Raw genomic sequence first — 14,024 nt, forward strand, 5'->3', positions numbered from 1 at the left:
CGAACCCAAGGAGACACCGTCATGGCGTTCAACATGCGTAACCGCAACCTGCTCAGCCTCGAACACCACAGCACCCGCGAACTCAACTACCTGCTGGACCTGTCGCGCGACCTCAAGCGTGCCAAGTACACCGGCACCGAGCAGCAACACCTGAAGGGCCGCAACATCGCGCTGATCTTCGAGAAGACCTCCACCCGTACCCGCTGCGCCTTCGAGGTCGCCGCCTATGACCAAGGCGCCAACGTCACCTACATCGATCCCAATTCCTCGCAGATCGGCCACAAGGAAAGCATGAAGGACACCGCCCGCGTGCTCGGGCGCATGTACCACGCCATCGAGTATCGCGGCTTCAAGCAGGAGATCGTCGAGGAGCTGGCCACATTCGCCGGCGTGCCGGTGTTCAACGGCCTGACCGACGAGTACCACCCCACGCAGATGATCGCCGACGTGCTGACCATGCGCGAGCACAGCGACAAGCCGTTGCACGACATCAGCTATGCCTACCTGGGCGATGCGCGCAACAACATGGGCAACTCGCTGCTGCTGATCGGCGCCAAGCTCGGCATGGATGTGCGCATCGCCGCACCCAAGGACCTCTGGCCCCACGACGATCTGGTGCAACGCTGCAAGCAGTACGCCGAAGAAAGCGGCGCACGCCTCACCCTGACCGAAGATCCGCGCGCGGCCGTCAAGGGCGTGGACTTCATCCACACCGACGTGTGGGTGTCGATGGGCGAGCCGATCGAAGCCTGGGGCGAGCGCATCACGCTGCTCAAGCCTTATCAGGTCAACGCTGCGCTGATGCGGGCCAGCGGCAACCCGCGGACCAAATTCATGCACTGCCTGCCCGCCTTCCACAACTGTGAGACCAAGGTCGGCAAGCAGATCGCCGCGCAGTACCCGGAGTTGACCAACGGCATCGAGGTCACCGACGACGTGTTCGAGTCCCCGGCCTGCATCGCCTTCGAACAGGCCGAGAACCGCATGCACACGATCAAAGCGATCCTGGTCTCGACCCTCGCCGATCTTTGAGCGTCAAGCGGCGAGCCTCTGCCCGACCGCACGTCTACTGGCCGCTCGGCGCTCACCGCTCGCAGTGGCTTCCCAAAGGAGATTCCCCATGCTTATCGTGGTTGCACTGGGCGGCAACGCCCTGCTTCGCCGCGGCGAACCGATGACCGCCGACAATCAGCGCGCCAACATTCGTACCGCTGCCGAGCGTATCGCCCGCATCCATCCGGGCAACGAGCTGGTCATCGCCCACGGCAACGGCCCGCAGGTTGGCCTGCTGTCGCTCCAGGGCCAGGCCTACAAGCCTGACGAGGCCTATCCGCTGGACGTGCTGGGCGCCGAGACCGAAGGCATGATCGGCTACATGATCGAACAGGAACTGGGCAACCTGCTCGACTTCGAGGTGCCCTTCGCCACCCTGCTCACCCAGGTCGAAGTCGATGCCGACGATCCGGCCTTCAAGGACCCGACCAAGTTCATCGGACCGGTCTACGAGCGGCAGGAAGCCGAGCGCCTGGCACAGGAAAAGGGCTGGGTGGTCAAGGCCGATGGCGACAAGTACCGCCGCGTGGTCGCCAGCCCCAAACCCAAGCGTATCTTCGAGATCCGCCCGATCAAATGGCTGCTGGAAAAGCGCACACTGGTGATCTGTGCCGGGGGTGGCGGCATTCCGACGATGTACGATGCCCATGGACGACTCAAAGGCATCGAGGCGGTGATCGACAAGGACCTGTGTTCCGCGCTGCTGGCCGAGCAGCTCGACGCCGACCTGTTGATCATCGCCACCGACGTCGATGCCGCTTATGTGGACTTCGGCAAGCCGACGCAAACCGCCATCGCCCAGGCGCACCCGGACGCGCTGGACACGCTCGGTTTCGCCGCCGGCTCCATGGGCCCCAAGGTCCAAGCCGCCTGCGAGTTCGCCCGCAATACCGGCAAGGTCGCAGTCATCAGCTCGCTGGAGAACATCGAGGACATCGTCAAAGGCACCGCCGGTACACGCATATCGACCGGCCTGCCCGGGATCAGCTACCGTTGAACGCAGTTGGCCGGTGCGCCCCACCGGCCGTTTTCGATTTACAGGAGGACGTCCCATGGCCCAGTTCCATCCTGGTCACGTGCACATCGAGCGTGTCGCGCTCAACAGCCACGACCACAGCTACGACCTCGCCATCGAGTACGAGGCCACCCAGGATCCCAAGGAAGGGCACGGCATCCAGTTCCACATGCATGGCAGCATCGAAGGCAAACCGGTGGACGAACGCTTCTTCCTGGCCAAGGATCAGGTCCTGCCGAGCTTTCTCATGCAACTCACGCGCAGGGCGCAAGCACACCTTCCGGCGCCGAAGAAGTTCGAGAGCCTGAACTCGCCGCACAAACTCTACGACCACATGTTCGAAGACATCCGCCAGACGCTGGCGGTGAAGTCCGGCGATCCGATCAAGCCTGAACATTTGCAGTGACCCCGGCGCCGACCATGCACCGTTCGTGTGGGCGCGCCAGGCATCTCGAGGCATACTGCTGCCTCTCGTCCCAAGACCGCTCGCCCCCATGCGCATCCACGTCAGCTTCATCGACCGCGTCGGCATCACCCAGGAAGTCCTGGCCCTGCTCGGTGCCCGTCACCTCAACCTCGATGCGGTGGAGATGGTTCCGCCCAACGTCTACATCGACGCACCGACCCTGAGCCCTGCCGTGCTCGAAGAACTGCACGATGCGCTGTTCGAGGTGCACGGCGTGCAGGCGGTGGAGGTAGTGGACATCTTGCCCGGCCAGCGCCGTCACCTGCAGCTCGACGCCCTGCTGGCGGCCATGAGTGATCCGGTGCTGGCCGTGGACAGCGCCGGAAAGGTGCTGCTGGCCAACCCGGCACTGATCGCCCTGTGCGGGCGCGAATCGGCCGGCCGCTCGGTGGGCGAGCTGTTCGGCGACGACAACCTGCTCAAGGCCCTGCTGGACAACAACTTCCACCTGCCCATGCGCGAAATGCAGCTCAATGGCCAGAGCCTGCTGCTCGACGCCACACCGATCACCCAGGCCGGTGGCCTGCTCACGCTGTATCCGCCGAACCGCATGGGTGAGCGCCTGTCGGCGCTGCGGCACGACCGCGCCGAAGGCTTCGATGCACTGCTCGGCGAGTCGCCGGTCATCCGCACCCTCAAGGCCCGCGGCCTACGCGTGGCGACCTTGGATGCGCCGCTGCTGGTGCATGGCGAAACCGGCACCGGCAAGGAACTGGTGGCCCGCGCCTGCCATGCGTTGAGCAGCCGCCAGGCCGCGCCATTCCTGGCACTCAACTGCGCCGCGCTGCCCGAGAGTCTGGCCGAGAGCGAGCTGTTCGGCTATGCCCCCGGCGCCTTCACCGGCGCCCAGCGCGGCGGCAAGCCCGGTCTGATGGAGCTGGCCAACAAAGGCACGGTGTTCCTCGACGAGATCGGCGAAATGTCGCCGTACCTGCAAGCCAAGCTGCTGCGTTTTCTCAGTGACGGCAGCTTCCGCCGGGTTGGCGGCGACCGTGAGGTCAAGGTCGACGTGCGCATCATCAGCGCCACCCACCGCGACCTGGAGCGCATGGTCGCTGAAGGCAGCTTCCGCGAAGACCTGTTCTATCGGCTGAACGTGCTCAACCTGCAAGTGCCGCCCTTGCGCGACCGCGGGCAGGACATCCTGATGCTGGCCCACTACTTCATGCAGCAGGCTTGCACCCAGATCCAGCGCCCGCCCTGCCGCCTGGCGCCCGCCACCCACCAGGCGCTGCTGGCCAACCCCTGGCCGGGCAACGTGCGCCAGTTGCAGAACGTGATTTTCCGCGCCGCCGCCATTTGCGAAAGCCACTTGGTGGACATTGGCGATCTGGACATTGCTGGCACGTCGGTCGCGCGCGGGCAGGACGGCGAAGTGGCTAGCCTGGAACAGGCCGTCGGCGATTTCGAGCGCAGTTTGCTGCAACGGCTCTATGCCAGCTACCCCTCGACGCGCCAACTCGCCGCGCGGCTGCATACCTCGCATACCGCCATTGCGCAGCGCTTGCGCAAGTACGGCATCTCTGGGAAGTCCTGAGGCCGACCACATCCGTACTGATTTCAATACACCGTAATGAAATCAGTACAAACCCTGTTGCGCTTGTCTTTGCAAAGGTTTGATTGGTCGATCTTTTGTTCCCACTTTTGCGCCGTAGCGTTTTCATTCCATCTCCACGCTCACCCGCACCCACAAAAAGCCCCCAACCCATTGAATTGAAGGGCTTCCATTCGAGTGGCCGCATTATTGCTAGGTGAAATCCCATCTCAAGAGCGCGGAACCACCGCGCCCATCGACCCCTGCGTTACGAGGATTTCCCATGAGCGAGTTGCGTTTCACCGAAGATCACGAATGGCTGCGCGTCGAAGCGGACGGCAGCGTCACCGTCGGCATTACCGCCTACGCCCAGAACGCCTTGGGCGATGTGGTCTTCGTGCAACTGCCGGAGCTGCAGCACTACGACAAAGGTGCCGAAGCCGCCACCGTCGAATCGGTCAAAGCCGCCAGCGGTGTGTACATGCCGCTCACTGGCGCAGTGGTCGCCGTCAACGAAGACCTCAACGACAGCCCGGAACAGGTCAACGAAGACCCACTGGGCCAAGGCTGGTTCTTCCGCTTCGTGCCCGCCGACATGGCTGAAGTGGCCGCCCTGCTCGACCAGGATGCCTACGACCGCCTGCTCAACGCCAACGCCCACGCCTGAGGATCACCACCATGACCAGCAACCTCGGCACCGCCAACGAATTCATCGCCCGCCACATCGGCCCGAATAGCGCCGACGAACAGGGCATGCTGCACACCCTGGGCTTCGATTCGCTCGAAGCCATGACCGCTGCGGTCATTCCCGAAAGCATCAAGGGCACCAGCGTGCTCGGTCATGCCGATGGCCAAAGCGAAGCCGACGCGCTCGCGGCCCTCAAGACCATCGCTGCACGCAATGTGCTGTTCAAGAGCTTCATCGGCCAGGGCTACTACGGCACCCACACGCCGGCGCCGATCCTGCGCAACTTGCTGGAAAACCCGGCCTGGTACACCGCCTACACCCCCTATCAGCCGGAAATTTCCCAGGGTCGCCTGGAGGCGCTGCTGAACTTCCAGACGCTGATCAGCGACCTCACCGGTTTGCCGATCGCCAACGCCTCGCTGCTCGACGAAGCCACCGCTGCGGCCGAGGCCATGACCTTCTGCAAGCGGCTGTCGAAGAACAAGGCCAGCAATGCCTTCTTCGCCTCCGTGCATTGCCATCCGCAGACCCTCGATGTGCTGCGCACCCGCGCAGAGCCGCTGAGCATCGAAGTGGTGGTGGGCGATGAGTTCGCGCTGCAGGACACCAGCGCCTACTTCGGTGCGCTGCTGCAGTACCCGGCCAGCCATGGTGCAGTGTTCGACTACCGCGAAGTGGTCCAACGCCTGCACGACGGCAACGCGTTGGTGGCGGTAGCCGCCGACCTGCTGGCCCTGACCCTGCTCACCCCGCCGGGCGACTTCGGTGCCGACGTGGCCATCGGCAGCGCCCAGCGCTTCGGCGTGCCGCTGGGCTTTGGCGGTCCCCACGCGGCGTACTTCGCCACTCGCGACGCATTCAAGCGCGACATGCCGGGCCGCCTGGTCGGCGTGTCGATCGACCGCTTCGGCAAGACCGCCCTGCGCCTGGCCATGCAGACCCGCGAGCAGCACATCCGTCGCGAGAAGGCCACCAGCAACATCTGCACCGCCCAGGTGCTGTTGGCCAACATCGCCAGCATGTACGCCGTCTATCACGGCCCCGCCGGCCTCAAGCGCATCGCCGAACGCACACACACGCTGACGGCCGTGCTCGCTGCCGGCCTCGACAGCCTCGGCGTCTCAGTGCTCAACAGCACCTGCTTCGACACCCTGACCCTGAACACCGGCGCCGCCACCGCCACGCTTCACGAAAAAGCCCGGGCACAGCACTTCAACCTGCGCCAGATCGACGCCACGCACGTGGGCCTGTCGCTGGACGAAACCAGCACCCAAGCCGATGTCGAAGCGCTGTGGGGGCTGTTCGCCGAAGGCCGTCGCCTGCCCGACTTCAACGCCCTGGCCGCAGCCCCCGTCTCGCGCCTGCCGCAGGCCCTGCTGCGCCGCTCGGGCTACCTCGAACACCCGGTATTCAACCGCTACCACAGCGAAACCGAGTTGATGCGCTACCTGCGCCGCCTGGCCGACAAGGACCTGGCCCTGGACCGCAGCATGATCCCGCTGGGCTCGTGCACCATGAAACTCAACGCGGCCAGCGAAATGATGCCGGTGACCTGGGCCGAATTCGGCAACCTGCACCCGTTCGCCCCGGCCAGCCAAAGCCAGGGTTACCAGCAACTGACCGATGAATTGCAGGCCATGCTCTGCGCTGCCACCGGCTACGACGCGGTGTCGCTACAGCCCAATGCCGGCTCGCAAGGCGAGTATGCCGGCCTGCTGGCGATCCGCGCCTATCACCGAAGCCGCGGCGACAGCCACCGCGACATCTGCCTGATCCCCTCCTCGGCCCACGGCACCAACCCGGCCACGGCCCACATGGCCGGCATGCGCGTGGTGGTGACTGCCTGCGACGCGCGCGGCAACGTCGATGTCGACGATCTGCGGGCCAAGGCCAGCCAGCACCGCGAGCACCTCGCCGCACTGATGATCACCTACCCGTCGACCCACGGCGTGTTCGAAGAAGCCATCGGTGAGATCTGCGCGCTGATCCACGACAACGGTGGCCAGGTGTACATCGATGGCGCCAACATGAATGCCATGGTCGGGCTGTGCGCCCCAGGCAAGTTCGGCGGCGATGTCTCGCACCTGAACCTGCACAAGACCTTCTGCATCCCCCACGGCGGTGGCGGGCCGGGCGTCGGGCCGATCGGCGTCAAATCCCACCTGGCACCGTTCCTGCCCGGCCATGCGGCGCTGGAGAACACCACTGGGGCGGTCTGCGCTGCACCGTTCGGCAGCGCCAGCATCCTGCCCATCACCTGGATGTACATCCGCATGATGGGCGGGGCGGGGCTCAAGCGCGCTTCGCAGATGGCCATTCTCAACGCCAACTACATCGCCCGCCGCCTGGAAGAGCACTATCCGGTGCTGTACAGCGGCAGCAATGGCCTGGTGGCCCACGAATGCATCCTCGACCTGCGCCCGCTCAAGGACTCCAGCGGCATCAGCGTCGATGATGTGGCCAAGCGCCTGATCGACTTCGGTTTCCATGCCCCGACCATGTCCTTCCCGGTGGCCGGCACGCTGATGATCGAGCCGACCGAGAGCGAGTCGCGCCAGGAACTGGACCGCTTCTGCGAAGCGATGATCCAGATCCGCGAAGAGATTCGCGCGGTAGAGAACGGCAGCCTGGACAGGGACGACAACCCGCTGAAGAACGCCCCGCACACCGCAGCCGAGTTGGTCGGGGACTGGGCACACGGCTACAGCCGCGAGCAAGCGGTGTATCCGGTGGCCAGCCTGATGGACAACAAGTACTGGCCGCCGGTGGGTCGCGTCGACAACGTGTACGGCGACCGCAACCTGGTCTGCGCCTGCCCGTCGGTCGAAAGCTATCAGGACGTCTGAGGCCGCGAACGTCGCAGCCTCAGCAAGGCCTGCGCGCGAATGCCACTTACCGCTCGCGCGCAGGGCTGGACCACATTCCAAGGAGTCATCGATGTCCGCCACACTGCTCAAGACCCCGCTGCACGCCCTTCACCTGGAACTGGGCGCACGCATGGTGCCATTCGCCGGCTACGACATGCCCGTGCAGTACCCGCTGGGCGTACTCAAGGAACACCTGCACACCCGCAGCCAGGCGGGATTGTTCGACGTCTCGCACATGGGCCAGATCCTGCTGCACGGGCCTGAAGCGGCGACCGCCCTGGAAAGCCTGGTGCCGGTGGATATCGTCGACCTGCCGGTAGGCACCCAGCGCTATGCGCTGTTCACCGACGAACAGGGCGGCATCCTCGATGACCTGATGGTCGCTAATCTCGGCGACGACACGCTCTTTCTGGTGGTCAACGCCGCCTGCAAGGAGCAGGACCTGGCCCATCTGCGCGACCATCTGGGCGCCCGCTGCGAGGTGCAACCGCTGTTCGAGACGCGCGCCCTTCTGGCACTGCAAGGCCCGGCAGCGGCCTCGGTGCTGCAGCGCCTGGCACCTGAAGTGGCGCAGATGACCTTCATGCAGGTGCGGCGCGTGACGCTGCTCGAGGCGGATTGCCTGATCAGTCGCTCTGGCTACACCGGCGAAGACGGCTACGAGATCTCGGTACCCGCGGAGCACGCCGAAGCCTTGGCGCGGCGCCTGCTGGCCGAACCCGAGGTACAACCCATCGGCCTCGGCGCCCGCGACTCGCTGCGCCTGGAAGCCGGGCTGTGCCTGTATGGACACGACATGGACCCTGACACCACCGCAGTACAAGCCAGCTTGTGGTGGGCCGTGTCCAAGGCCCGTCGCGCCGACGGCGCGCGTGCGGGCGGTTTCCCAGGTGCAGAGCGGGTGTTCGAGCAGCAGCGTGGGGGCGTGGCCCGCAAGCGCGTCGGCCTGCTGCCACAGGAGCGCACGCCGGTTCGAGAAGGTGCCGACATCGTCGATGGCACCGGCAAGACGGTCGGAAGGGTGTCCAGTGGCGGCTTCGGACCGACATTGAATGCGCCTGTGGCGATGGGCTATGTCGATAGCGAACACAGTGCATTGGAAACGCCGCTGTTCGCCATGGTGCGGGGCAAGCAAGTTGCCTTGAAGGTCAGCAAAATGCCTTTCGTTGTACCGCGTTACTACCGAGGTTGAAGGTAATTCATTAAGCGCTCGCTTATTCGATTGCGAACCCATTTAATAACTTTCGAACATGGCGCCAGCCCAGGCGCCATGCTGTTTGCGACCATTGTGTCGGTAATTGGCAAAAGCCTGATCTGGAGGCGATTCGGGGCTTGTTTTTGTCGCGAGAGTTGGCGTAGAGTCGGCTCACTGTGTTTGCATGGGTCGCAACAGTTCGTGACCTGGGCCAGTAGCCGAATTTTGCTACAACCCGTCTGACGTCTCTTACTTTCCTGCAACCCAGCCCAGTACTCTTTCGTCCTTCCAAAACGAAAGAAACTGAAATCACTATCTAAAGATTCATAGGAAGCAAGAAAATGGCTGAGCGTCAGAACGGTACCGTCAAGTGGTTCAATGACGAGAAAGGTTACGGCTTCATTACCCCCGAAAGCGGTGCGGATCTGTTCGTTCACTTCCGCGCGATCGAAGGCAATGGCTTCAAGAGCCTGAAAGAAGGCCAGAAGGTCACCTTCGAAGCCGTGCAAGGCCAGAAGGGCATGCAAGCTGACAAGGTTCAGGTTGCAGAGTAAGCCGATCCGGCTTCGAAAAAGCCCCTGCCAAGTGCAGGGGCTTTTTTTTAACCGTAGAATGGCGGCTTCGTCTTTCGGAGCCACCGTGCATGACCAAGCCCTTGCTCACTCCACAGGGTGAATTCCCGCCTGTCGGCCTTGGCCGACGCCTGGCAGCGATGTTCTACGACTTCCTGCTCTGCACGGCCCTGCTAATCGTGACGGCGGGCGCCTACAAGCTGATCCAGATGTCGATCATCGGCGAGGCTCGCATGCGATCGCTCACCGAGGCGGGCGCGCTGGATGGCGATCCCCTGCTGTCCACGGTGCTGCTGTTCGCCCTGTTCGGCTTCTTCGCCAAGTTCTGGACCCACGGCGGCCAGACGCTGGGCATGCAAGTCTGGGGAGTGCGCGTGCAGAATGCCGACGGTAGCGCCATCACGTTGTGGCAGGCTTTACTGCGCTTCATGGTCTCGATCGCGTCCTGGCTGTGCCTGGGCCTGGGGTTCATCTGGTCGTTGATCGACAAGCAAAAACGCAGTTGGCATGACATCTACTCCGAAACCCGGCTAGTACGCGTTCCAAAGTCGAAGAAATGACGGCGGCCAGGCTCTGCGCAGCGGCCAGCAAAAAGCCGACCCTAGGGTCGGCTTTTTCGTTTACGCCAAGGCTAGGCTCATCCCGCCCTTCGTAGCAGCCATACCCCTGCAAGGGCGCAGACCCCTGCCGGTATCACCACCGCCAGCAATGGCGGGAAGCCGAACACTTGGCTCGAGGGGCCGAGCAAATCCTGGGCGATGCGGAACACGAAGCCCACCAGCACCCCGGTGAACACGCGCTGACCCAAGGTCACCGAGCGCAGCGGACCGAAGATGAAGGAGATCGCCATCAGCACCAATGCGGCGGTCACCACCGGCTGCAGAATCTTGCTCCAGAACGCCAGCCAGTAGCGGGCATTGTTCAGACCCTGATCGGCCAGGTAATGGATGTACTCCCACAGCCCAGTCATCGACAGCGATTCGGGCGGCAGCACCACGGTATTGAGCAGTTCCGGCGTCACCGAAACATCCCAGAGTTCTTCCGGCACCTGCACCACTTCGGTGTGATCGCCCTTGAAGAACGTGGTGTTGACGTCATGCAGCACCCAGCGCTCGTCCTTGTACAGGGCACGACGGGCGAAGCTGGAACTGAGAATCTTGCGCTCGTCGTCGAAACGGTAGCGAGTCACGCCCAGCAGCAGGCCGTTGGGCTGCACCGAGTTGATGTGCACGAACTCGTCGCCCTGGCGGTGCCACATGCCTCGCTTGGAGCTCTGCGCCTCGCCACCGCCCTGGGCCAACGAACGCTCGGCCTGGGCCTTGTTCTCGGTGACCGGGGCGACGTATTCGCCGATCAGCAGGCCGACCAGCATCAGCACCAGCATCGGCTTCATTACCGCCCAGACGATGCGGCCGATGGACACGCCAGCAGCACGCATGATGGTCAATTCGCTGCTGCTGGCCAGGCTGCCCAGGCCAATCAGGCAACCGATCAGTGCGGCCATCGGCAGCATGTCGTAGAGGCGGCGCGGCGCGGTGAGCAGCACATAGCTGCTGGCATCGAGCAGGCTGTAGGTGTCGCTCAGGTCACCCATCTCGTCGATGAAGGCGAACAGCGAGGCCAGGCCGAGGATGATCCCCAGCACGGCGAGAATGGCCAGCAGTACGCTCTTGCCAATGTAGCGGTCGAGTTTAACCACGGCTCACCCCCGCACGGCGCGAGGCCATCTTCAAGCGCAGCGGCTCCCAGTACATCAGCGCAAGACCGATGAGCAGGAACAGCGTGTGTACCCACCAGAAGCCAAGGGAAATTGGCAGCTTGCCTTTCTCCAGGGCACCGCGAACGGAAATCAGCATCGTCAGGTAGGCCATGTACAGAAGAATCGCCGGCAGCAGCTTGAGGAAGCGGCCCTGGCGTGGATTGACCCTAGCCAGCGGCACCGCCAGCAGTGTCACGATGAAGACCAGCAGCGGCAGCGACAGCCGCCACTGCAGCTCGGCGCGCTCGCGCAGACCGTCGTGCCCGATCAAGTCGGAGGTCGGGATGGCTTCGCGCTCGGTGACCTCCTGGCTGACTTCCGGCTTGGGCAATTGCACACCATAGGTCTCGTACTTGATCGCACGATAACCGGCCTCGCCTGGGTTGCCATCGTAGCGATAGCCGTTTTCCAGGATCAGGTAGCGGTTACCATCGGCCTGGACTTCCTGGTGGCCCTTTTCGGCGACCAGTACCGAAGGCGCACGGTCCTTGGTCTTGTCTTGGTTGAAGCGCTTCTCGGAGATGAACACGCCACCGAGATTGACCCGATCGTCGGACATCGTTTCGGCATAGGTGACACGGGTGCCGTCACGCAGGCTCTGGAAGCGACCGGGCACCAGGGTATCGAACTCGGTCAAGGCATCTTGCTGGGCCACGATCTTCTGCACCTGGGCAACGCCCAACGGCGCCAGGCTCAGGCTCAACCACGCCACCAACAGCGCGACCAGCGCAGCCGGCGCCATGGTCAGCGTCAGCAGGCGCTGCTGGCTCATGCCGGTGGCCGAAAGCACAGTCATCTCGCTTTCCAGGTAGAGCCGGCCGTAGGCCAGCAGGATGCCGAGGAACAACCCCAGCGGCAGGATCAGTTGCAGAAAGCCCGGCAGGCGGAAGCCCATGATCAAAAACAGCACACCCGGATCGAGTGCACCCTGGGCCGCCTGGGCCAGGTACTTGATGAAGCGCCCGCTCATGATGATCACCAACAGCACGGCGCTGACGGCGCTCAAGGTGACCAGGACCTCGCGGGACAGATAACGAAAGACGATCAAACCAGACACTCCTGGGTTGTCAGGGGCGGATTGCCAGGACACTGACTGAAAGGACAATCAGGACCCGCGCCGGTTCGCCAGCAGCGAACCTCCATTCAAAAGTGCGCGCATTATCCTGTGATTGGGGGCGCCTGTCACTTGGCGGCGCATCACAGCGAATGTCCTGACTGGCGAAAGCCGGATGCCCCCTGCAAAAGCGGGCTCCGGGGTTGTCAGCGAGGCGCCGGCAGGCTCAAACTGGCAGCTTTTCCACTGGCCCGCGACAGCGCCGCCAGGCCGGGCGCGTCGCTTGCGCGGCCGTCGCCACTCTACAGATCATTCGGGACCCTCACATGCAACTGGTTGTAAAGACCGTAGCCGCAGCATCCGTGAAAACCGCCACTCTGGTCGTTCCGGTCGGTGAAGGCCGTCAGCTTGGCGCCGTCGCCAAGGCCATCGACCTGGCGACAGAAGGCGCCCTGGCAGCCATCCTCAAGCGCGGCGATCTGGTCGGCAAGCCGGGTCAGACCCTGTTGCTGCACAACCTGCCGGGTCTCAAGGCCGAGCGCGTACTGCTGGTCGGCTGCGGCAAGGAAGAGGCTTTGGGCGACCGCACCTGGCGCAAGCTGGTCGCCAGCGTCGCCGGGGCTCTGCGCAACCTGGCCGGCACCGACGCCGTGCTGGCCTTGGACGACATCGCCGTGACCAATCGTGACGGTCATTACGGCAAATACCGCCTGCTGGCAGAAACCCTGCTCGACGGCACCTACGTGTTCGACCGTTTCAAGAGTCAGAAAGCCGAACCGCGCGCCCTGAAGAAGGTCACCCTGCTCGCCGACAAGGCCGGCCTGTCCGAGGTCGAGCGCGCGGTCAAGCACGCCACCGCCATCACCAGCGGCATGGCGCTGACCCGCGACCTGGGCAACCTGCCACCGAACATCTGTCACCCCAGCTTCCTCGCCGAGCAGGCCAAGGATCTGGGCAAGGCGCACAAGGGCCTGAAGGTCGAAGTGCTCGACGAGAAGAAGATCAAGGACCTGGGCATGGGCGCGTTCTACGCCGTCGGCCAGGGCAGCGATCAGCCGCCACGACTGATCGTCATGCAGTACCAGGGCGCCAAGAAGACCGACAAGCCGTTCGTGCTGGTCGGCAAGGGCATCACCTTCGACACCGGCGGCATCAGCCTCAAGCCGGGCGCCGGCATGGATGAAATGAAATACGACATGGGTGGTGCGGCCAGCGTGTTCGGCACCCTGCGCGCGGTGCTCGAACTGCAACTGCCGATCAACCTGGTGTGCCTGCTGGCCTGCGCCGAGAACATGCCCAGTGGCGGCGCGACCCGACCTGGCGACATCGTCACCACCATGAGCGGGCAGACCGTGGAAATCCTCAACACCGATGCCGAGGGCCGTCTGGTGCTGTGCGATACCCTGACCTACGCCGAGCGCTTCAAGCCGCAGGCCGTGATCGATATCGCCACCCTCACCGGTGCCTGCATCGTCGCCCTGGGCAGCCACACCTCCGGCCTGATGGGTAACAACGACGATCTGGTCGGTCAACTGCTCGACGCCGGCAAGCGCGCCGACGACCGCGCCTGGCAACTGCCGCTGTTCGAGGAGTACCAGGAACAACTGGACAGCCCGTTCGCCGACATCGCCAACATCGGCGGCCCGAAGGCGGGCAGCATCACCGCCGGCTGCTTCCTGTCGCGCTTCGCCAAGAACTACAGCTGGGCGCACCTGGACATCGCCGGCACCGCCTGGACCAGCGGCGGCAAGGACAAAGGCGCCACCGGGCGTCCGGTGCCCCTGCTGACCCAGTACTTGCTGGACCGCGCGGGCGTTTGAT

Annotated in this window: 12 protein-coding genes; 10 read left to right on the top strand and 2 right to left on the bottom strand. The window is 64.0% G+C overall.

Annotated features, from left to right (window positions below):
• Positions 1-21 precede the first annotated feature (21 nt).
• The 9 genes from GKC70_RS19135 (at position 22) to GKC70_RS19175 (ending at position 9,950) form a co-directional block, all read left to right on the top strand.
• Positions 22-1,032 (top strand): ornithine carbamoyltransferase, encoded by a 1,011-nt coding sequence (locus tag GKC70_RS19135; RefSeq protein WP_342649592.1) that lies wholly within the window; start codon positions 22-24, stop codon positions 1,030-1,032.
• Between the two features lie 88 nt (positions 1,033-1,120).
• Positions 1,121-2,050 carry a carbamate kinase gene (gene arcC, locus GKC70_RS19140; RefSeq protein ID WP_342649593.1) on the top strand — a complete coding sequence of 310 codons (930 nt, stop codon included), beginning with the start codon at positions 1,121-1,123 and terminating at the stop codon, positions 2,048-2,050.
• A gap of 55 nt (positions 2,051-2,105) precedes the next feature.
• Positions 2,106-2,474, top strand: a complete 369-nt coding sequence (locus GKC70_RS19145; protein WP_029613575.1) for a DUF5064 family protein — start codon at positions 2,106-2,108, stop codon at positions 2,472-2,474.
• Between the two features lie 88 nt (positions 2,475-2,562).
• Complete coding sequence (locus tag GKC70_RS19150; protein WP_342649594.1) at positions 2,563-4,071, top strand: sigma-54-dependent transcriptional regulator; 1,509 nt, start codon at positions 2,563-2,565, stop codon at positions 4,069-4,071.
• A gap of 280 nt (positions 4,072-4,351) precedes the next feature.
• Positions 4,352-4,735, top strand: coding sequence for a glycine cleavage system protein GcvH (gcvH, locus tag GKC70_RS19155; protein ID WP_342649595.1), 384 nt, complete (start codon positions 4,352-4,354; stop codon positions 4,733-4,735).
• An 11-nt stretch (positions 4,736-4,746) separates the two neighbouring features.
• Positions 4,747-7,602: an aminomethyl-transferring glycine dehydrogenase gene (gene gcvP, locus GKC70_RS19160; protein WP_342649596.1), complete on the top strand. Its 2,856-nt coding sequence runs from the start codon at positions 4,747-4,749 to the stop codon at positions 7,600-7,602.
• Positions 7,603-7,693: 91 nt separating this feature from the next.
• Entirely contained in the window at positions 7,694-8,815 is a 1,122-nt protein-coding gene (gcvT, locus tag GKC70_RS19165) for a glycine cleavage system aminomethyltransferase GcvT (RefSeq protein WP_342649597.1), read from the top strand.
• Between the two features lie 344 nt (positions 8,816-9,159).
• Positions 9,160-9,372: a cold-shock protein gene (locus GKC70_RS19170; RefSeq protein WP_029613578.1), complete on the top strand. Its 213-nt coding sequence runs from the start codon at positions 9,160-9,162 to the stop codon at positions 9,370-9,372.
• An 89-nt stretch (positions 9,373-9,461) separates the two neighbouring features.
• The gene (locus GKC70_RS19175) at positions 9,462-9,950 is read left to right on the top strand and encodes an RDD family protein (RefSeq protein WP_342649598.1); all 489 of its coding nucleotides are present in this window, start codon (positions 9,462-9,464) and stop codon (positions 9,948-9,950) included.
• Between the two features lie 77 nt (positions 9,951-10,027).
• On the opposite strand, the gene lptG is transcribed toward GKC70_RS19175, so the two are convergent.
• Both lptG and lptF read right to left on the bottom strand, forming a co-directional pair.
• Positions 10,028-11,089: an LPS export ABC transporter permease LptG gene (gene lptG, locus GKC70_RS19180; RefSeq protein WP_029613580.1), complete on the bottom strand. Its 1,062-nt coding sequence runs from the start codon at positions 11,087-11,089 to the stop codon at positions 10,028-10,030.
• Entirely contained in the window at positions 11,082-12,197 is a 1,116-nt protein-coding gene (gene lptF / locus GKC70_RS19185) for an LPS export ABC transporter permease LptF (RefSeq protein WP_342649599.1), read from the bottom strand. Before lptF ends, lptG begins: the two co-directional genes overlap by 8 nt.
• 332 nt (positions 12,198-12,529) lie before the next feature.
• Between lptF and GKC70_RS19190 the strand changes: the two genes are divergently transcribed.
• Entirely contained in the window at positions 12,530-14,023 is a 1,494-nt protein-coding gene (locus GKC70_RS19190) for a leucyl aminopeptidase (RefSeq protein ID WP_304483845.1), read from the top strand.
• Position 14,024 lies beyond the last annotated feature (1 nt).

Origin of the sequence: Pseudomonas sp. REB1044 (genome assembly GCF_038813925.1) — a bacterium.
In the GTDB taxonomy this organism is placed as follows: domain Bacteria; phylum Pseudomonadota; class Gammaproteobacteria; order Pseudomonadales; family Pseudomonadaceae; genus Aquipseudomonas; species Aquipseudomonas boreofloridensis.

Excerpts from the sequence above, each read along its gene's own strand:
- gcvT (WP_342649597.1), top strand. The coding sequence starts at position 7,694 with ATGTCCGCCACACTGCTCAAGACCCCGCTGCACGCCCTTCACCTGGAA.
- GKC70_RS19190 (WP_304483845.1), top strand. The coding sequence starts at position 12,530 with ATGCAACTGGTTGTAAAGACCGTAGCCGCAGCATCCGTGAAAACCGCC.
- GKC70_RS19170 (WP_029613578.1), top strand. The coding sequence starts at position 9,160 with ATGGCTGAGCGTCAGAACGGTACCGTCAAGTGGTTCAATGACGAGAAA.
- GKC70_RS19175 (WP_342649598.1), top strand. The coding sequence starts at position 9,462 with ATGACCAAGCCCTTGCTCACTCCACAGGGTGAATTCCCGCCTGTCGGC.
- GKC70_RS19150 (WP_342649594.1), top strand. The coding sequence starts at position 2,563 with ATGCGCATCCACGTCAGCTTCATCGACCGCGTCGGCATCACCCAGGAA.
- gcvH (WP_342649595.1), top strand. The coding sequence starts at position 4,352 with ATGAGCGAGTTGCGTTTCACCGAAGATCACGAATGGCTGCGCGTCGAA.
- GKC70_RS19135 (WP_342649592.1), top strand. The coding sequence starts at position 22 with ATGGCGTTCAACATGCGTAACCGCAACCTGCTCAGCCTCGAACACCAC.
- arcC (WP_342649593.1), top strand. The coding sequence starts at position 1,121 with ATGCTTATCGTGGTTGCACTGGGCGGCAACGCCCTGCTTCGCCGCGGC.
- gcvP (WP_342649596.1), top strand. The coding sequence starts at position 4,747 with ATGACCAGCAACCTCGGCACCGCCAACGAATTCATCGCCCGCCACATC.
- GKC70_RS19145 (WP_029613575.1), top strand. The coding sequence starts at position 2,106 with ATGGCCCAGTTCCATCCTGGTCACGTGCACATCGAGCGTGTCGCGCTC.